The sequence below is a fragment of the Parabacteroides sp. AT13 genome (genome assembly GCF_002272965.1).
GTDB classification, from domain to species: domain Bacteria; phylum Bacteroidota; class Bacteroidia; order Bacteroidales; family Tannerellaceae; genus Parabacteroides; species Parabacteroides distasonis.
Genome location: NZ_NQMH01000002.1, coordinates 1,362,431 through 1,381,392 on the forward strand (window position 1 = coordinate 1,362,431; position 18,962 = coordinate 1,381,392).

At 42.3% G+C, this 18,962-nt stretch carries 16 protein-coding genes; 7 read left to right on the plus strand and 9 right to left on the minus strand.

Translation table 11 applies throughout. The features are described 5' to 3' along the window. Positions 1 to 4: 4 nt before the first annotated feature. The 6 genes from CI959_RS19985 to rbsK all read right to left on the minus strand — a co-directional run bounded on the left by CI959_RS19985 (position 5) and on the right by rbsK (position 5,739). Positions 5 to 385 (minus strand): GtrA family protein, encoded by a 381-nt coding sequence (locus CI959_RS19985; protein ID WP_005858065.1) that lies wholly within the window; start codon positions 383 to 385, stop codon positions 5 to 7. Then, positions 372 to 1,121 carry a hypothetical protein gene (locus tag CI959_RS19990; RefSeq protein ID WP_009017156.1) on the minus strand — a complete coding sequence of 250 codons (750 nt, stop codon included), beginning with the start codon at positions 1,119 to 1,121 and terminating at the stop codon, positions 372 to 374. Before CI959_RS19990 ends, CI959_RS19985 begins: the two co-directional genes overlap by 14 nt. An 89-nt stretch (positions 1,122 to 1,210) precedes the next feature. Further along, a complete protein-coding gene (locus CI959_RS19995) occupies positions 1,211 to 2,212 on the minus strand; it encodes a GRP family sugar transporter (RefSeq protein WP_008774266.1) in 1,002 nt (333 codons plus the stop codon). Positions 2,213 to 2,218: 6 nt separating this feature from the next. After that, on the minus strand, positions 2,219 to 3,223 hold the full coding sequence (locus CI959_RS20000) for a nucleoside hydrolase (protein ID WP_057317021.1): 1,005 nt from the start codon (positions 3,221 to 3,223) through the stop codon (positions 2,219 to 2,221). A 13-nt stretch (positions 3,224 to 3,236) separates the two neighbouring features. Continuing rightward, positions 3,237 to 4,793 carry an ADP-ribosylglycohydrolase family protein gene (locus CI959_RS20005; protein ID WP_005858072.1) on the minus strand — a complete coding sequence of 519 codons (1,557 nt, stop codon included), beginning with the start codon at positions 4,791 to 4,793 and terminating at the stop codon, positions 3,237 to 3,239. Between the two features lie 22 nt (positions 4,794 to 4,815). Then, on the minus strand, positions 4,816 to 5,739 hold the full coding sequence (gene rbsK / locus CI959_RS20010; RefSeq protein WP_005858075.1) for a ribokinase: 924 nt from the start codon (positions 5,737 to 5,739) through the stop codon (positions 4,816 to 4,818). A 228-nt stretch (positions 5,740 to 5,967) separates the two neighbouring features. Here rbsK and CI959_RS20015 point away from each other — a divergent pair, with 228 nt between their 5' ends. Further along, complete coding sequence (locus CI959_RS20015) at positions 5,968 to 7,488, plus strand: hypothetical protein (protein ID WP_011966550.1); 1,521 nt, start codon at positions 5,968 to 5,970, stop codon at positions 7,486 to 7,488. Positions 7,489 to 7,508: 20 nt separating this feature from the next. On the opposite strand, the gene CI959_RS20020 is transcribed toward CI959_RS20015, so the two are convergent. Beyond that, positions 7,509 to 7,862 carry a helix-turn-helix domain-containing protein gene (locus tag CI959_RS20020; RefSeq protein ID WP_005858079.1) on the minus strand — a complete coding sequence of 118 codons (354 nt, stop codon included), beginning with the start codon at positions 7,860 to 7,862 and terminating at the stop codon, positions 7,509 to 7,511. A gap of 166 nt (positions 7,863 to 8,028) precedes the next feature. On the opposite strand from CI959_RS20020, the gene CI959_RS20025 reads away from it, so the two are divergent. Then, on the plus strand, positions 8,029 to 8,559 hold the full coding sequence (locus CI959_RS20025) for a DJ-1/PfpI family protein (RefSeq protein WP_011966551.1): 531 nt from the start codon (positions 8,029 to 8,031) through the stop codon (positions 8,557 to 8,559). A gap of 104 nt (positions 8,560 to 8,663) precedes the next feature. On the opposite strand, the gene CI959_RS20030 is transcribed toward CI959_RS20025, so the two are convergent. Further along, positions 8,664 to 11,012 (minus strand): ABC transporter permease, encoded by a 2,349-nt coding sequence (locus CI959_RS20030; RefSeq protein ID WP_011966552.1) that lies wholly within the window; start codon positions 11,010 to 11,012, stop codon positions 8,664 to 8,666. Between the two features lie 289 nt (positions 11,013 to 11,301). Between CI959_RS20030 and CI959_RS21645 the strand changes: the two genes are divergently transcribed. Beyond that, positions 11,302 to 11,538 (plus strand): hypothetical protein, encoded by a 237-nt coding sequence (locus CI959_RS21645; protein WP_022191889.1) that lies wholly within the window; start codon positions 11,302 to 11,304, stop codon positions 11,536 to 11,538. Between the two features lie 214 nt (positions 11,539 to 11,752). Here CI959_RS21645 and CI959_RS20045 read toward each other — a convergent pair whose 3' ends face one another. After that, on the minus strand, positions 11,753 to 14,212 hold the full coding sequence (locus CI959_RS20045; protein ID WP_057317019.1) for a hypothetical protein: 2,460 nt from the start codon (positions 14,210 to 14,212) through the stop codon (positions 11,753 to 11,755). A gap of 225 nt (positions 14,213 to 14,437) precedes the next feature. Here CI959_RS20045 and CI959_RS20050 point away from each other — a divergent pair, with 225 nt between their 5' ends. The 4 genes from CI959_RS20050 to CI959_RS20065 all read left to right on the plus strand — a co-directional run bounded on the left by CI959_RS20050 (position 14,438) and on the right by CI959_RS20065 (position 18,800). After that, on the plus strand, positions 14,438 to 15,514 hold the full coding sequence (locus CI959_RS20050) for an aldose epimerase family protein (protein WP_057317018.1): 1,077 nt from the start codon (positions 14,438 to 14,440) through the stop codon (positions 15,512 to 15,514). Positions 15,515 to 15,559: 45 nt separating this feature from the next. Further along, positions 15,560 to 16,834: an MFS transporter gene (locus CI959_RS20055; protein WP_005858093.1), complete on the plus strand. Its 1,275-nt coding sequence runs from the start codon at positions 15,560 to 15,562 to the stop codon at positions 16,832 to 16,834. Between the two features lie 107 nt (positions 16,835 to 16,941). Further along, on the plus strand, positions 16,942 to 18,087 hold the full coding sequence (gene galK / locus CI959_RS20060) for a galactokinase (RefSeq protein WP_005858095.1): 1,146 nt from the start codon (positions 16,942 to 16,944) through the stop codon (positions 18,085 to 18,087). Positions 18,088 to 18,107: 20 nt separating this feature from the next. After that, on the plus strand, positions 18,108 to 18,800 hold the full coding sequence (locus CI959_RS20065) for an NUDIX domain-containing protein (RefSeq protein ID WP_005858097.1): 693 nt from the start codon (positions 18,108 to 18,110) through the stop codon (positions 18,798 to 18,800). Positions 18,801 to 18,962 lie beyond the last annotated feature (162 nt).

Below are 18,962 nucleotides of genomic sequence, written 5' to 3' on the forward strand. Positions count from 1 at the left end.
CCTTTTAAGCTTTAAAGGTATAAAACTTATTTACTAAAAAATTAATCACCGTATAGAAAGCCATTCCAATCAAGTGGTTGTAGTAATGATCGATCGTAAGTCGGGAATTCAAGATCAGTACCAATCCGTACTGTAAAGCATAACAAATAATAAAAGCGATCGTGAACCGAACCGCCCCTTTCGTCCATCCGGTGGAACTTCCCTTGAAAGTCCATTGCTTGTTCCAGATGAAACTGTTTAATATGCCTGCCACATATCCCGTTAAGTTAGATAAACCTTCCCGGCATCCGAAGAGTTTCATCATCACCCAGATAACGATCATCGTTATCAAGGTATTGCTCAACCCGACTACACCATACTTAATAGCTTGCTTAATCGTCTCCATTCTTATTTATAATCTCGGAAACCTCCTCCGCTGTCAATTCCTTGACATTCGTGATCGTGAAAACATTCGAGAGGAAATCGCCGTATTGGTTACATTCATTGATCACCCGATCCAACGTGGCTTTTATATCCGTACGCACCGGGATCAAGAACACCAGCTCCACATACTGCTCACCGATCGTCAAACGCTCGATCTCGCAGTCCGTTTTCGGCAGATAATAAGCGAACTCCCGCTCGATTGTCTGCCGCTGATATTCTTGGAAAGGTTTCTTGCCTTTAGACGTCATCAAGACATAGAAACGCAGCTTCTCCCCTTTTCCTCCCAAGCCGGTCGAGATATAAATTTGTTTCTCGTCGGAGAAATCGGACTCTAAGGAGATACGAGACTCCATCAAAGCCATGTAGGCCCAATCTGTCACTTCCGGGTCCGGATGCTGGGTGTATTCCTCCAACAAGCGGTACGCACGGACGGATTTCGAGGTAGCCAATTGAGATAACAAATATCTCTTCTCGGTCTTGTCCGTGGTTTCCTCCGTCAACAAAGTGTTGTACAGGGTCTCGCACTCATCCTCCGATAAGGGACGGGGAGGCCGGTTTTCCTTCCGTACGTTTTCCGAGTATTTGAAATACTCCATCTGAAGTTCAACCGGCACACGCTGTTCTAGTATATGGAAATGTCCCTCCATCCTGCTGAAGGAATCACGGAACTTTTTGAATACATCACCTTCTTCTTTCATAGATCGTCTTTTTTCGTTATTAAACTCCCATAAACAAGAAACAAGAACAAAGGTAATGTTTTTTCCGGAATAAATAAAAATAACGTTATTTAAGCTCCCGCATAAATTAAGAACCCAAGTCCGATCACGAATAAAATAAACATCCCGACATTCAGACGATTGGAAATGGCTGGCGCTCCCTTGAACTCTTTCCAGATAAGGATGCCCCATAAAGCGGAGACTAGCGTGGCTCCTTGCCCCAATCCGTAAGATATAGCCGCTCCCGCCTTCTCTGACGCTATCATACTGAAAGATTGACCGATACACCAGATAACACCCCCCAATACACCCACGAGATGCGTACTCATATCTCCCTTAAAATAACCGGATATGGAGACAGGCTTACCTTCCACCGGATGTTTCATTGCCAATGTGTTAAATAAGAAATTACTAACAAATACTCCTATGGCAAAAACAAATACGGCGGTATAAGGCGTCAACTTCCCGGGTGCCGGAGAAGCGAAATTCTCCATGTCCATGGAAGCGGCGACAAAACGATAGAAAAAGGCCATGATCACGCCGGCCACAACCGATATAAGGATCCCCTTCCCCGATACTTTCTTGGTACCGACCAAGGCTTTCTTATAAGCCAGGCCATTCAAGATGATGGCGACCGTGATTAAGGCTACACCGATAAAGATATAAGTCGGTTCCCCCTTCGCCGCCCCGAAATAGTTAACCAATACGCCTAGCACCAAGGCCAATCCGATCCCTACCGGAAAAGCGACCGACAATCCGCAAATGGCGATCGCCGCAGACAACAAGATATTGGCAGCATTAAAAATAATACCGCCCAAAAAGGCACTCCCTAAACTAGCGAGATTCGCTTGCGCCAAATCCGGCAGGAAACTGCGTCCTTCCGTCCCGATGCTGCCCAAGGTAAAGCCGGAAATCAGAGAAAGGAGCAAGACACCAATCACGTAGTCCCAATAGAAGAACTCATATCTCCAAGTCTTGGAGGCTAATTTCTGCGTATTCCCCCACGATCCCCAACAAAGCATCGTAACGACACAGAATATGACAGCTAAAGAATAATCTTGTACGATATACATAAAATACTATTTAATAGATGGTTGATGCATCATATAATTCTCTATCAAGGAAGCGACCTCCGTAGGCGGCATCTTCTCGATCAAACGAAGATCACGGCCATTGGGATTTGCCACCCAATTGTTAGTCCCCTCATCATCTACGACATGAAAGGTACCTCGCTCTACATCGAAATAAGGCTCATAACCTTTTATAGCGACCAATACCGCCGTATGATCCCAGCTCATGCGCCCTTCCGGGTCTCCCTCCGTGAAACAAAGGGCATACGCATCTTTTACAGGACTGTTCTCCACGTTCATTTGCACCAGTTTCTTTCCGGTCAAGATTACGTTCCCGATCTCAAAACCGCTAAAGACAATCTCTGTAGGCCATTCATCCGCTACGACTTTAGAGGCAGGGACATCGCAATACACATTAAATTCTTTTCCTTCCGGAAACAGGCCCGCCATAGAAACCAAACGTTTCACTTTCTTGGCGACTAATTCCTTTCCGGAGAGATCGCTATATTCATCAGCTCCCGATTGAAGCAAGTCCCTTAAATTAGAGAAGAAACCAATCGTACAAATAACAACGCTGGTATCCGGTTGTTCGCTCAGAATCTTACGGTACACCTTCAGGGCATCCGGAGCGTCGGAAGTCTTCGCCGTATGATGCGGATAGTTAGCGGGTAACTCGTCAGTCCACTTCGTTTTATGCCAAGTAGTCAAGGAGGCCCCCGGTTCGCTCTTTGGTGCCCCTACCGGTATGTCCGGACGGTTGAAATAAGTATTCAGCACCTCAATGCAAGGCACCACCCGCTCATCATGGTTGGAGGAAAGAGTCGCAAGAATATTTACCTGACCGCTATCCGCCAAGGCATGCATCAAGGCCATAGCGCCCACATCATCATAGTCCGGACCTAAATCGGTATCTAGAATAAGATTTACCGGTTGAGGCTTATCGGTTTGAGAAACATTCCCCTTACAGGAGATAAACAAGGCGAATAAGCCCATCAGAAACAATGATTTCTTCATAATCTTTATAATTTTATTGGTGAACAATCTCTTTCGGAGCATCCGAGTAAATCAGTATCTCACCGAAATGTACGGAGACATCATTACGTGGATTTAGCCATTTAAACGTAGCCGTATGTTTTCCCTTGGGCAGCTGATACTTCCAAAACAGGTCGTTCCTACGAGTCGTATAGGATGCCGGAAGGTTCGCCGTCTCAACCAGCTCCCCATCTAGGTACATCTCTACTTTCGCTACGTATTTATCATCTTTAGCGTTCACAAAGCCTTTGAATACGGCGCCTGTTCCCTCAAATGGAAGTTCTCCTACATCGGACAAATTCTTATTAACCGCCACTTTCTCTATCGGATACATACCCTCGAAAGCCTTCTCGTAACGAACGGCTACAGGTTGCTGGCATTTGATCGTCACCTCGTCACCTGAAACGGAACCGCCGTTGCGCTCTATCACTTGCAACGCTTGATCGAAGCCCATTTGGTAAGTCTTATTCAATGAGATGGTCGTATAGGCAAAATCCATATTCTCCACCTCTCTCAAGTTCTTCATCCAATAATCCGGTATACGGCTATAACCAAGGATTGTTCCTAAGATACCACCCGCAGAGGCTGGGTTGCAATCCGAATCTTGTCCACAACGGGTAGAGATATCCAATGTCTTATAGAAATCTCCCTCACCATAAAGCAAGCCGATAAGAATGTATGCGCTATTGATCACGGCATCGATATTGAACGGAACGAAAACGCCATCCGGACAACCAATATCCGAGCTCCATTTCTTCTCACACTCAAACCAAGTGCGTTTCCAATCGTCCGGATATTCCTTATGCCAGCGGATCACATCGCTCATACATTTATAATAGGTACTTTGCTCCGGTATCGTCTTTAACGCCTCGGTCACGATAAACTCGATATCATCCGAGATAAACGATAACGAATACATCGCCCCGACATACACACCGCCGTACCAACCGTCTCCGTAATTCATGATATGCCCGATCTTATCAGAAATCTCGGAAGCCGTATTCGGCATACCCGGCGACATCAGTCCGGCATAGTCCGCCTCGATCTGATAATCCAGATCATCCGCATGAGGGTTATTCAGCCAATGGCCGGACGCCGGAGGCATGATCCCTTGCAAAATATTATAACGTGCCGACTGGTTAGCATGCCATAACGTATATCCCGCCGTAGCGAACGCCATGGCGAATGAGTCCACAGGAGCGTCCAATCCCAACCGGTCAAAGACATCCACGAATGTAAGGTCCATATAAACATCATCGTACAATCCGGGTACATTCTCGTACCACCACTTGATATATCCGTCCGGCCATACGATCGGTACGTATTCTTGAATCATCGTTCCGTTATATTTGAACTCCGTCGGACCGCCATACGTACAGCCTATGGTTTGTCCGGCCCAACCTCCCTTAATCTTATCCATCAACTTTTCTTTACTAATCGTAAACTCAGCGGGCACCGTCGTTTGATCCTTTGCCGAGGGTTGTTGGGAACATGAGGTCGCCCCTAGAAATAAAGAGGCTACCGTTATCACCGCAAATACTGTTTGTTTCATAATATTAGATTGTTTTTATAGATTAATCAAAAATATCCACCTCATTCCGGTAAGGAACAGAAGATTGCGCTCCCACACGAGTCACGGAAATGGCGGAAGCTTTGCAAGCGAATCTCACGGCTTCCCTTAAATCCCGCCCCTCAGCCAAAGCCACCGTTAAAGCGCCGTTGAAAATATCCCCGGCGGCAGTAGTATCAACGGCTTCCACTTTTATCGCAGGAACCATATCTACCATGGAATCACAATAGATCAAAGCTCCTTTTGAGCCTAAAGTAACGATTACGTTCTGTACTCCCATCTCCATTATAACTTGCGCCGCCTTCTTTGCGGAAACCTCATCCGTGATCTTCACGCCAGAGATCATCTCTGCCTCTGTCTCATTCGGGGTAATCATATACAGATGCCGGAGTAACGTAGCCGACAAAGTTTGAGCTGGAGCCGGATTCAATATTACCCGTTTGTTCTTCTTCGATGCCATCTTAGCGACAAACTCGACAGTATCCATAGGAATCTCCAATTGCATTAAAATCAAATCGGCTTTTTCTATCGCCTCTTCCGATTTCGCTAAATCAGAAGGTAATAGATTAGCATTAGCTCCGGAGGCCACCACAATACAGTTTTCAGCATGAGCATCCACCGTAATCAACGCTACGCCAGATGGATTCTTCGGATCTGAGAAAATATAGGAAGTATCAATCCCCTCTTCCTCAAATAGCTGCTGGGATTGATGTCCGAATATATCACTGCCTGTTTTACAAATAAACGAGACCTGTCCCCCTAACCGCGCAACAGCAACCGCTTGATTCGCTCCTTTCCCACCCGGGTTCATAAAAAATGTTCCGCCTAATACCGTCTCTCCCGGACGAGGGAGATGATTCGTCTTTACGACCATATCGGTATTGCTACTTCCAACAACCAATATATTATGATTCCGTAAGTCTTTCATGCTTTTCTCTTATTAATCATTCGTTTAACAAAAATATCATATATTCCGCTTGGTACACCAGATTTCATGTTAATTTAAATTCATTCACCGATGTCGCAAATATAAAAAGATCCAAAATATAAAAATCATCAATTAATCTTCATCGTAGATAAACCCAAATCGATATATTTGCATCATACAATTTCTCATATTCACTATATATCAAACACTTGATAACATCAAAAGTCCATGAATAACACATACATATTATTAATGCTTGTCAACACCTTGACAAAAGCTGAGAAAAGATATTTCCATCTTTGCGCAAACCTTCAAAACGGTGATAAGGTATACCTCACCCTTTTTAATCTAATAGACGCTAATACGTCTCCCGAACAGCTGTATACACGCTTTTGTCAGATTCAAGACGGGAAGAGTTTCGAGACCGCAGTCAAACATTTATATCGGGTACTTCTAGAATGTTTAGTTAGACTAAGAGAAAAACAGGATGTCCAAACAAGAATTTTCAATTATATATCAAAGGCTGGCGTATTATTCGAACGAGAAATATTTGATGAAGCTTTCATTGAATTAGATAAAGCAAAAAAATTAGCGATCACTTATGAAAATGATTCCTTGCTTTTATTGATTCGGAGAACGGAACTGAAATACTTAAGCGCTCTTGATTTTAAAACAATCTCAGAAAAGCAGCTGGTAAACAAGCAAATGAAAATCAATGAAGTATTAAAATACGCAAGAACCCTTAATCAACATACACAGCTATACGATATTCTTAAACACCGTTTAATTAACAAAGGCTATATCCGTTCCGACAAACAAAAAGAGGATTTAAACGATCTCGTATTGAGCGAACTCCATTTAATCGCAAACAATTCCTACCAAGGATTCGAAGCGCAAAAGTTACATTTGCTATTCCAAGCCACTTATTATCTTAACTCCGGCAATTATAAATCGGCTATCCGATATTACCAAGAGCTTATCAACTTATTTAACGACAACCAACATTTAATATTAAATCCTCCTATCTACTATTTAAGTGCCATACAAGGTATTTTAGACAGTTTATGTATTGCCGGATTATATCATGAAACTCCCTTTTTCCTTTCTAAACTAGAAGAATTAACACAAAATGAGTACTCCACTGAATTCATCTTACATCTGAAAACCTTGATATATATCTACAAATCCAATAGCTTGTTACAAGCCGGAAACTTTGAACAGGCCTTAGAGCTAAGGGATAAGCAAGAAAATGAATTACTAAAAAAAGTAACATCATTAGGACTTGAGTCTCAATTACGGTTATATCTAAGCTTCGCTGTATTAGGCATGTATACGAAAGATTATGTACAAGCTCGCAAATACATGAAAAAGATATTTAGTTTGGGAAAGTTATTTTGCGCATTTCCTTCTTACAAGATAGCAAGATTGGTAAATCTTTTACTCCAAGCAGAATTAGGCAATTATGATTTCTTTAAGAACGAAATTATTTCCATCAAAAGAAACATCCGCTTCGAGAAACAGACTTATATCACAGAAAAGTTAATATTCAAGTTTATACAGGGCTATCCGCTTCCATCATACGAGAAAGCTAGAAATAAACGCTGGCTACAATACCAAAAAGACATTCAAAAAATCGAACAAGATAAATATGAACGCCAACTTTTAAAGACATTTGATGTCCTTGCTTGGATTGAGAGTAAATTAACCCAACGGTCGCTGGCAGATATTTTTGCAGAAAAAGCTCACTGATAGATTAATGCCAGAGCAAGTCATGACGTATGTAAAACCCGGCTTTCCATAATACCACTCATCTGCTGCAACGCCCAATCCACCAAGCCTTGGATATGGGGAATAAGACTTAATCCTCTTTCCGTTAAGCAGTATTCTACTCGGGGAGGAACTTCCGCATAGACCTTTCGTTCGATCAGACCATCCGATTCCAACGTGCGCAAGGTTACGGTCAGCATACGTTGCGATACATCCGCAATGGTTTTATGGATATCACTAAAACGCATGGTACCGTTAGCACTTAAAGTGATAAGCACTAGCATAGACCATTTATCTCCTAGCCGGCTCAATACGTCTCTTACGGGGCAATTCCCTGTCGGATGAAAGTTTTTCATTTTTTAACCTTTTCTATTTACTTGAATCTCAACAATGGTTACATCCATGTAAGTTCCTTATTTATAAGTGCCTTCTTGTTTTCTCTAAAAAAGGGACTTACTTTTACACCACAAAAGTAATAAACTTACGAAAAATAACTATTGTATCACTTAATAATTTACGATTATGGCAAAGAAAGTAGCAGTTTTAGCGGTAAATCCAGTAAATGGATTTGGTTTGTTCCAATATTTGGAATCATTTTTCGAGAATGGCATTACTTATAAAGTATATGCGGTTGCCGATTCAAAAGAGATCAAAACGAACTCTGGCATAGCTTTGACAGTAGACGATGTGATCGCTAATTTAAAAGGGCATGAAGATGAATACGACGCAATGGTATTCGCTTGTGGCGATGCGGTTCCTGTTTTCCAGCAGAACGCTAGCAAACAATACAATATCGATCTAATGGATGTGATTAAGAATTTCGGGGAAAAGGGTAAAATTATGATTGGACATTGCGCTGCCGCTATGCTCTTCGACTTCACCGGAATCACGGAAGGAAAGACGCTAGCGGTACATCCGTTGGCTAAGCCTGCCATTAGCAAAGGACAAACAACAGATGAGGATTCCGTAGTCGATGGCAATTTCTTTACAGCGAAAGAAGAACATTATATCTGTACTATGATGCCTCAAGTTTTGGAGGCCTTGAAGAAATAAGTTCTAAGTATCTTAGCTTCATCAGCAAAGTATCTTAAGTTCGTCGGCAAAGTAACCTAAGATACTTTGCCGATGAAGTTAACTTCGTTGCCGATGTAAGTTGCCTATAACATATCCACCGGATTCTCATTCGCCGCCCTCCAACTTTGGAACGTGACCACTCCTACCGTCAGGATACTGATCCCTAGCAATGCGACAAAATAAATCAAATAACCGACAGGGGCTTTCTCCATAAAATTACTGGCCCATCTCTCCATAAAATAATAGGAAACTGGAATCGAGATAACAAAACTAATGAGCAAGACCTTTAAATAGACTTTATTCAAACGATATAGTATCTCACTCACGAAAGATCCATACACCCGCCTTATACCAATTTCTCGCCGCTGATAGTGGACATCAAACAATACCAGACTTAAAATACCTGCCAATGCCATCCAGATAGATAAAACACTGGATAAAATAACCCGGTCGCCAAACTGGATTTCTTTTTCATACAGATGCCGGGAAAATGTATCGCAAAACTCAAAATCGGATAAACATGAAGGAGAAAGTTCGCTGAGCATGTCCCTAATATAAAGTAAAACATTTCCTTTATCAGCCCCCGGCATCAACTTAATATAAGCATAAGGCATATAAAATTCCTCATTCGTCACAAAAGCGACAGGATAAGTAGCTAGCAGCTCCGATGCTTTATGTGTGGAAGCGATCACCACCTCATCCGTAAATCCTAATACCCGGGCATCATTCCCCCAAAAGGTTTTCATACGGTCACCCACATGAAGGTTTAATTGCCTTTTCGCTTTTTGGTCAAAAACCAAAAGCAACTCTTTATTCCTCCCATCTTCCATCCTTGAGACACGCCCTTCGTTCGCGGTAATATCCATAAGGGATAAAAAATTAGGTGATACATTCAAATAATAAAAATAAATAGTCTCTCCATTAAACTCTGCGGCCCCGCCACGATTCTCATTGGTCGCTCCTATCTTACTAGCGGCGAAAGCCACATCCTCAATTCCCGCATAACCACGCAAACGGTTGGTAAAATTCTCTTTATATTTCTCGGTTATCTCCTTATTCAATTCTACGACAACTACATTATCATTCCCGAAACCAAAGGAATGACTCCGCATTGTCTCTATCTGCTTATAAATAAACAGTGACAGGACGATCAATATAATTGAAACCGTATACTGAAAACCAACCAGACATTCCCGCATTCTTTTTCCCTTTGGAGACAAACCGAAAGAACCATTCAGCACGATTCGCTGAGGAATAGAAGTCGCATAAATAGCCGGATATGCACCGGCCAATAGTCCCGCACACAAAGCCATAAATAATCCACCCCAAAAAACTATTCCCTTCATATGAAAGCCTCCTCCAATGCAACCTTCATAAACCAATAACAGCAACAAGGATATAGCATAAGACAATAGCGCAAAAAGAAAAGACTCTAACCAAAGAAATCCACGCAACCGCCATACCGAGTCCCCTAGAATTTTGCGGATGTTAATACTTTTTATTCTTGCCGGAACCAATGCCATTGTAAAGTTTATAAAATTAATCACTGCTATCAATACCACTAGAAACGAAGCGCTAAACAACAAATCCGTTTGTCTTTTATTCCCTGATTTTATGTAAGTAACACTATTCATATCATTCATATAATAAATATCGCATAAATTCACCAAACGGGTCTGTACCTCTTGGAGCCTCTCGTATTGCTTGAAGGGAAATGCTTGGTTAAACTGGGAGCAAATGAGATCTTTTTGTGACGGATCATCTAAAAGGACATAACAAAGGAAAATCCAGTTATCCCAATCATCCATACAATAAGTCGACGATAAAGAAGTATAAATGGCATTATTCAATTGTGTGTTTTCCGGGAAATCTTTATAAACTCCTCCTACGACTAGTGATTTTCGTTCCTTGCTCCAAATCTCTTCTTCCGCAAGCAACTCCTTACCAATAGCCGATGACTCGCCAAATATCTTCCGGACCATACTTTCCGGCAAAAGGCATTTCTCCGGATCATCTAAGCAATCTAGTGAACCTTCCACCAATTGGAAGTCAAATATAGAAACGATCCCCGGAGTACAGGTTATCACCGGTTCCTTATAACCTTTGAGAATCTCGTCCCTCCCGATCGTAAAATAAACTTCCCCTACGTAAGGATTTATGATCGTACTTACCAATATATGTGGAGAAGACGAGGCAAATGCTTGGGCGAAAGGCAGGATTTGCGTAGGCCATTGACTTTTACTCGTTACACAATCCAATCGATAAATAACCTCGGCTTTCGAGTGTATTTTATCAAAAGTTCGTTCGGATTCCGTACGGATAGCTACGCTATTAAATAAAGTAAAGGCGATTACGAGGCCGCATATATTTAGTGTTGCCGCCATTTTATTTGCCTTCAACGTGATAATAAAATTTCGATATATAGAGTTCATGATACGCTTGTTTTTCGTATATAATAAATTGACACAATTCTCCCCTATACCCTTAAAGACAGGGCATAATCATGTCTAATCCAGCATACGACAAAGCACATAGCAAGAGTATCGTTCTTGCCAAAAGACGGATTTTAATCGAACATAACTTACCCTCCGTTCGTAAAACAACAAAGCTACCGACAGGGTAAACAAAGCGAGGAAAAAAGTCAATGAGGCAATAAGATACAAAAGCTTCTCCCCAAAAGCGGGGAAAGACGTCAAAGGAGTTATGATTTCTTGAAAAGAGATGAAAGCAGCCGGCTCTTTATTCGCTATTGAAAATAAAGATGTAGAAGCACACACCCGTACCTCCTTTTGGGAGAAAGAATCGTTGGCGACCACAGTCAATGCGGCAAAAACGACCATGCACAAAAACATTGCCCTTAACCATTTCATAACAAGAACAAAATTGATCAAAGGCAAATGTATGGATTTTCACTCAATAAATCCAAACAATAAGCATGCAAATAACACGAATATGTAAATCATTGATTATCATCATCCTTAAAAACATGATTATATTTCTGAAAAAACACGTACATGTTTTCCACAAAAGTCGTACATGTTTTTCGGAAAACACGTACACGTTTTTACCGGATCATACGACAGAAGACAAGAACAAATATAGAAATAGACAATAACCCTCCTTATCATGATGAGAATTTCCCTCATCAGTACCGTGTAAGTTTGAGACTATATCAAAACCCAAGCCCCAACTCAAAGGCGAACCGGAAACTATCCGTCGAGCCGAACCAAGAATATTTAGTGGTGAACTTATTCAAGAAAGTAAGCCAAATCCCGCCACCATAGGAAGTATGCCAACAATGGGAACGCTCACCGGGAAACCAGACCCTACCATAATCAAAGCCCGCAAATAGACCATATTTTAAGGGAGTGAACGGATTCTTTAGTTTTCCCATGTCCAAGCGTAAATCCGAGTATTGGTAAAAGGATTGCTTTCCGATAAAACGGTTATCACGAAATCCCCTTAAATCAATCGTGGCGGCTTGATAGAACTCATAGTCATTATCGAATAATACCGTCCCCTTCATCAAGGAAGCCCAAGTAAAACGATCCGAGAACCGTACGTTCCATGAAAGGCTTCCCTGCGCATAGGGGAAATTACGCTCCGGCTTTTTCAAATTCATTTTCCATCCGGCCGTCCATTCGGTTTCCAATAGGGGAAGCCACGAATAAGGCTGTTTCGTTATCCGGTAAGTAGCCCCAAGACCCACGAAATAATTCGTACGGAAAATAGGATGATCTTCTCCATAAACCGTATAAATATATCGATCATCCGTACGTTTAGCCTTATACATATCCAAAGAGCCAAAGAATGTCACCACCTCTTCCTTCCTCAAATCCATCTCGAAGGATGGATTAAGCATATACGTCCGGAGCTTCACCCGGTTATAATTCTTTTTTTCCTCTTTATAGCCCGCCGTATTATTTCCAAATCCGAAGAAGTTCTCGAAGTTACGGGGTGAAGAGATGGAGGCATTCAGGTATAAACGTCTCCGGCCGTCATAATTAGGGAAGACACCTGCATACATGAACCCTTTCAAATAATTATACCCGATCCGATGCTGATAGGTAAATGGGGCTCGTTTAAAGCCATACATCGTATATGTAAAGAACGTACCCAAACTTATACCTTTATCCGAGTCATATATTCCCCACGGGGTAAAAGATATCTTATGGTATTTTATCTTCTGGTAATCATATTTATAATCCTTATCATAGACATGTATTTTCCGGCTATGATTCAATTGGTATTGGTTCTCCCCCTCTCCGGAGATCAAGTATATCGGAAAATCTTTCCGTGTATTTCCCTTCACTTCAAACGTATCGTTTCCCGCAAGCCCATATAACCACAGTTCCTTGGTTTCCTTGCCGGAGAATTGTTGTTCCAACCTACAGTCTCCGGTCTCGGGATCATAAATCCGTAAAATAGTTCGGTCCGGCGCTTGCCGCTCGATCAAGAAATAATCGGATTGATTGGTTCCGGCAACCACTGGCGTACGTTGCAATAAGCGATAATATTGGCAGGCAACCGCTTCCAGTTCTAGCCTCCTCCGTTTCAACTTTCGTTTAATCAGTTCTATCTCATCATGTTTTACACCTTCCGGCAAATAAGTAAAAGCGCTATCGATCAAAGAGTCGGTCATCTGTTTCCGAATTTCTTGGGCTTGGCGTATCCAAACCGACTCATCACTGCGGCCTGCTACCGCCATATCCAGCGCAAAAGCTAGCTTATTGATTTTCTTTGTATCCTTTAAAATCAAGCTATCATAATTACAGATAAAATCCAACGATAACATCTTCAACATTTGCTTGAACAATACTCCGTCCACCTTCGTGAAAGCATGATTCCTATCGATCACGATCGGGGTATAAATTACGCTATCATTGACGGTATGTGATTGCCACTCCCAGTTTTCGTTCGTCTTATTCCAATCTCCGATCCACATATCGAAAATACGTTCTCGAATGTATAGATTTTGATCCGCCATATAGTTTTTACTCACTTGAAGGCTGTCTAGAAAGTCTTCCGTGGTATACAAATTAGACCTTAAATTAATATCCGGAACATTGATTAGATTGACCAGCCTATCTTGTATGTCGCTGCCGTCCGCAACCGTGTCTTTCCGCATGTGGGAAGGAATATAGTAAATACGGGAGGGAGAAAAACTCAATCCCGCGGACTTCGCTAAATAATCTGCGACCAAAAAGGTATAGGGATTGATAATCGTATAAGCATCTCCTAAGAACTCATCCAAATATGTATTCTTAAAATCAGTCTTATTATATATTTCCCGGAAAAACTTCGACTCCAAGAAACTCGTAGAGCCACCCAAGGGCTTTAGCAAATACAATTGCTTACGCTTATTCTCCAACAATAATCCGTGAAACCCTTCCGCTTGCCCGACGATGTCCATCCCACCCCCCAACGTTTCTATCGTAGCCGAAGGAACCCTGATCGGGATCGTATAAAGGAGACGATAATGCCTCCCCCACATCCAATTATAGATCTTGCTTTTACCACTATCCGCTTGCGGATAAATGGACTTACGTACCCAATCTTGAGATTGGGAATAAAGCAAGCCGGGCATAAGCACAAAGAGTATGAGTATGATATATTTATAGGATGACCGCATGGACAATTTCTTTCTATCTCTGTTTTACTAATAACAGGGGTAAGACAAGAGTTGTTTTGTTTTTTTAGCCTAAGAGAAGAATCAAGGACTTGACGTATAAACAAGCAATAATTATATATTTTTGGCAGACAAATCTAAAATCATGCTATAAAACATTATTCAGAAAGGTTATAAATACAAAGAAGAAAGTTACTTTTACACGCAATTTCAATAATATTGATACGCATGAAGAACATAAATACACTGTCGGGCTTGTCTGTTGCTAACTTCAGCAAGCAAATTGACGGGAAAGAAACGGCGCTTTATACCCTGTGTAACAAGGTTGGAGCAGAGCTAGCGATCACGAATTATGGAGCGAAAATCGTCTCGCTGATGGTTCCGGATAAGAACGGAAAAATGACCGATGTCGTTACTGGCCATAATTCGATTGAAGAGTACTTAACATCAGAAGAACCTTATTTCGGTGCCATTTGCGGTCGTTATGGAAATCGTATCGCCGCTGGAAAATTCACGATCGACGGTGTTACTTATGACAAATTAGCCATAAATAATGGCCCCAATAGTTTGCATGGCGGAATCAAGGGATTCAATGCGGTCGTATGGGACGCCAAGCAAATAGACGAGCAAACCATTGAATTGAAATATACCTCCACCGATGGCGAAGAAGGTTTCCCCGGAGAACTAAAGACAACCGTAACTTATCATCTGACAAATGAGAATGAGGTCGTTATCTCCTATCAAGCCTCTACGGACAAACCTACGGTCTTGAACCTAACCAATCATTCTTATTTTAACCTATCCGGTGCGGGAGATCCTTATATAGGAGACCATATCCTCACGATCAACGCCGACTATTACCTGCCTACAGACAATACGGCAATCCCGTACGGACCTAAAGAGAAAGTAGAAGGTACACCGATGGACTTCCGGACTCCTCATGAGGTAGGCGAACGAATCAATGACAATTTCGAACAGCTTATATTCGGTAAGGGATATGACCACACATACATATTAAATAAAGAAGACAACGAACTTTCTTACTGCGCTCGCTGCTCCTCCCCCAAGACCGGTATCGTAATGGAAACTTATACGACTCAACCGGGCGTGCAATTATACACAGGTAACTGGATGACTGGGAATTTCGAAGGTAAGAACGGACAACGCTACCCGGAACGGGCCGCTTTATGTCTGGAAACCCAACATTTCCCCGATAGCCCCAACAAACCGGAATATCCGACAACGGAACTCCGCCCGGGCGAGGTTTTCCAAAGTACTACTATTTATAAATTCAGTGTAGAATAAGAGAATAATTTAAGTAATCTAATAATCTAAAACAACAAAAAAGAAATGGAATCAACAGCAAAAAAGAATTACACATTGCCTATTATCATGATGGTGGCTCTCTTCTTCATGATATCTTTCGTGACGGGTCTACAGAACCCATTCGGTATCATCGTTAAGAACCAGTTCGCTGCCAGCAACTTCATGTCGCAGCTGGGTAACGCAGCTAACTTTATCGCCTATGCCTTCATGGGTATTCCGGCCGGTATGCTATTGCAGAAGATCGGTTACAAGAAAACCGCTTTGTTAGCGATCATCGTAGGTTTCTGTGGTGTAGGCATTTCTTATCTTTCCGGTGTGGCTGGTAGCTACGCTGTTTATTTGACAGGTGCTTTCGTGTCCGGTTTCTCTATGTGTATGTTGAATACCGTAGTAAACCCGATGTTGAACACGCTAGGTGGTGGTGGAAACAAAGGTAACCAATTAATTCAGGTTGCCGGTTCCGTGAACTCTATCGGTGCTACGATCGTTCCGGTATTGGTTGGTTATTTGATCGGTGACGCTGCTAAGGCTCAGATCAGTGACGCTAACCCGGCATTGTTCTTGGCTATGGGTATCTTTGCCATCGTATTTATCGTATTGTTCTGCATGCAAATTCCAGAACCGCATATGGTTAAGGAAAATGAAGCCAAGACTCCGGACAAGCACAGCGCGCTTTCTTTCCGTCACTTCATTTTAGGTGCCATCGCAATCTTCTTGTATGTGGGTGTCGAAGTAGGTATTCCTAACTTCATGAACTTGTTCGCTACTTCTTCTGAGATCGGTATCGATCCTACAGTAGCCGGTTCTATCGTGGGTACATATTGGTTCTTGATGATGATCGGACGTCTGTTCGGTGCCTCTTTCGGAGCTAAGATCTCTAGTAAGGCGATGTTGTCATCAGCCGCCACGGTAGGTATGATCTTTATCTTGATCGCTATCTTTGCCCCTGCTACGACTAAAGTTAGTATGCCTGTATTCTTGTCAGATATCTCTTTCGGTATGGTTGAGGTTCCTGTCGGAATCATGTTCATGGCTCTTTGTGGTTTATGTACTTCCATCATGTGGGGTGGTATCTTCAACTTGGCAGTAGAAGGTTTAGGTAAATATACGGCAGCTGCTTCCGGTATCTTCATGGTAATGGTTTGCGGTGGAGGTATTCTTCCGTTGATCCAAGGAGCCGTAGCCGACGCTGGCGGTTTCATTACCAGCTTCTGGGTGGTATTCCTAGGATTGGCATATTTGCTATATTACGCTTTGATTGGTAGCAAGAACGTAAACAAAGATATTCCTGTTGAATAATAAGGACAGGACATAATATAATAAAGAAGAAATTATCCGGCAGAGTTTTCTGAATGGATAATTTCTTCTTGTTTATTCAATTATTTACCTTAATCAAATTAAGTATCATGCAACAAAAAATCAGAACTAAATTTAAAGAGTTATTTAATACCGAAGGTAGCTTATACACATCTCCGGGACGTATTAACTTGATCGGTGAACATACTGATTATAATGGAGGTTTCGTTTTTCCGGGTGCCGTAGATAAAGGAATGATCGCCGAGATCAAACCAAATGGGACGGGCAAAGTCCGGGCGTTCTCCATCGACTTAAATGATTACGCTGAATTCGGCTTGACCGAGGAGGACGCTCCTTCCGCAAGCTGGGCAAGATATATCTTTGGCGTATGCCGGGAGATTATTAAACGAGGTGGCAATATCCAAGGTTTCGATACCGTATTCGCTGGAGACGTACCTCTGGGCGCTGGAATGTCTTCTTCCGCCGCATTGGAAAGTACTTATGCTTTCGCATTGAATGACTTATTCTCATTGAACATCGATAAATTCGAGTTGGCTAAGATCGGTCAGGCTACAGAACATAATTATTGTGGCGTGAATTGCGGTATCATGGACCAATTCGCTTCCGTATTCGGCAAGGCCGGAAGTTTGATCCGCTTGGATTGCCGTTCTTTGGAATATAAATATTATCCGTTTAATCCGGTTGGTTACAAACTCGTGTTATTGGATTCGGTCGTTAAGCACGAGTTGGCGTCCTCAGCCTACAACAAACGCCGTAAATCCTGTGAGAACGTGGTAGCCGCCATTCGCCGCAACCATCCGGAAGTAGAGTTCTTACGTGACGCTACGATGGAGATGCTGAACGAGGTAAAAGCGGATGTCAGCGCAGAGGATTACATGCGTGCCGAATATGTTATCGAGGAAATCCAACGCGTACTCGACGTATGTGCCGCTCTGGAGAAAGGCGACTATGAGACTGTCGGCGAAAAGATGTACGGCACGCATCAGGGTATGAGCAAGCTTTATGAAGTTAGCTGCGAGGAACTGGATTTCTTGAACGATATCGCCAAGGAATGTGGTGTAACCGGTTCTCGTGTCATGGGTGGAGGATTCGGTGGTTGTACGATAAACTTGGTTAAGGATGAGTTGTACGACGATTTCGTGAAGAAAGCCTTCTCTGCTTATAAAGAGAAGTTTGGCCGTGAACCTAAATTATATAATGTAGTAATCAGCGACGGAGCACGCAAGCTCTGTTAATCTTTAAAATCCATAAAACGATGTCAGCAGCTTTTTATCAAGACGAAGTAAAATTCTATGTTGCCGTAGATTGTATCATTCTAGGGTTTAACAATAAGGAGTTGAATGTTTTATTATACAAACGTTCGTTCGAGCCGATGAAAGGACAATGGTCCCTTATGGGAGGCTTCGTGAAATCCGGGGAAAGCGTGAATGAAGCAGCATCACGGGTATTAACGGATTGCACGGGTATCGAGCATCTTTTTATGGAACAAATAGGGGCTTACGGAGATGTATCGCGTGACTTAGGGGAACGGGTTATCTCCGTAGCTTACTATTCCTTGGTGAATATGAATGATTTCAGCCCCGAGATCTTGGAAAGCCATAACGCTACTTGGACCAAGATATCCGAGCTTCCCGACTTGATTTTCGACCATAACCAAATGATAAACGATACGTTGTCCGTCCTTAAAAAGAAGGCGGCAAGCCGCCCTATCGGTTTCAATTTGCTTCCCGAGCAATTTACCTTGCCCCAACTACAGACATTGTATGAGGCCATTTACCAAACCCCTTTAGACAAACGGAACTTTCGCAAAAAGCTAAACGCCATGGATATTCTGGAGAAACTGGATATCAAAGACAAGAAAAGTTCCAAACGAGGAGCTTTCCTCTACAAATTCAACGAGAAAAAATACAACAAATGGGTTGAACAGGGTTTCGACTTCTCGCTCTAATCCGAATGATGTATATCCGCAAGAATAAGGCGCTCAGCGGGCTATCTTAAATATCTCTCAATTTATCAAAAATATAAGAAGATAGGAACCTTTACCGAAAAGGAATTGTTTGATTGATATAACGGCTCTTACAAAGAGTTTGATTATCTTTGCAGTCAAATA

Coding starts and splice junctions, on each gene's coding strand:
- CI959_RS19985 (WP_005858065.1), bottom strand. CDS start 385: ATGGAGACGATTAAGCAAGCTATTAAGTATGGTGTAGTCGGGTTGAGC.
- CI959_RS19990 (WP_009017156.1), bottom strand. CDS start 1,121: ATGAAAGAAGAAGGTGATGTATTCAAAAAGTTCCGTGATTCCTTCAGC.
- CI959_RS19995 (WP_008774266.1), bottom strand. CDS start 2,212: ATGTATATCGTACAAGATTATTCTTTAGCTGTCATATTCTGTGTCGTT.
- CI959_RS20000 (WP_057317021.1), bottom strand. CDS start 3,223: ATGAAGAAATCATTGTTTCTGATGGGCTTATTCGCCTTGTTTATCTCC.
- CI959_RS20005 (WP_005858072.1), bottom strand. CDS start 4,793: ATGAAACAAACAGTATTTGCGGTGATAACGGTAGCCTCTTTATTTCTA.
- rbsK (WP_005858075.1), bottom strand. CDS start 5,739: ATGAAAGACTTACGGAATCATAATATATTGGTTGTTGGAAGTAGCAAT.
- CI959_RS20015 (WP_011966550.1), top strand. CDS start 5,968: ATGAATAACACATACATATTATTAATGCTTGTCAACACCTTGACAAAA.
- CI959_RS20020 (WP_005858079.1), bottom strand. CDS start 7,862: ATGAAAAACTTTCATCCGACAGGGAATTGCCCCGTAAGAGACGTATTG.
- CI959_RS20025 (WP_011966551.1), top strand. CDS start 8,029: ATGGCAAAGAAAGTAGCAGTTTTAGCGGTAAATCCAGTAAATGGATTT.
- CI959_RS20030 (WP_011966552.1), bottom strand. CDS start 11,012: ATGAACTCTATATATCGAAATTTTATTATCACGTTGAAGGCAAATAAA.
- CI959_RS21645 (WP_022191889.1), top strand. CDS start 11,302: ATGAAAGCAGCCGGCTCTTTATTCGCTATTGAAAATAAAGATGTAGAA.
- CI959_RS20045 (WP_057317019.1), bottom strand. CDS start 14,212: ATGCGGTCATCCTATAAATATATCATACTCATACTCTTTGTGCTTATG.
- CI959_RS20050 (WP_057317018.1), top strand. CDS start 14,438: ATGAAGAACATAAATACACTGTCGGGCTTGTCTGTTGCTAACTTCAGC.
- CI959_RS20055 (WP_005858093.1), top strand. CDS start 15,560: ATGGAATCAACAGCAAAAAAGAATTACACATTGCCTATTATCATGATG.
- galK (WP_005858095.1), top strand. CDS start 16,942: ATGCAACAAAAAATCAGAACTAAATTTAAAGAGTTATTTAATACCGAA.
- CI959_RS20065 (WP_005858097.1), top strand. CDS start 18,108: ATGTCAGCAGCTTTTTATCAAGACGAAGTAAAATTCTATGTTGCCGTA.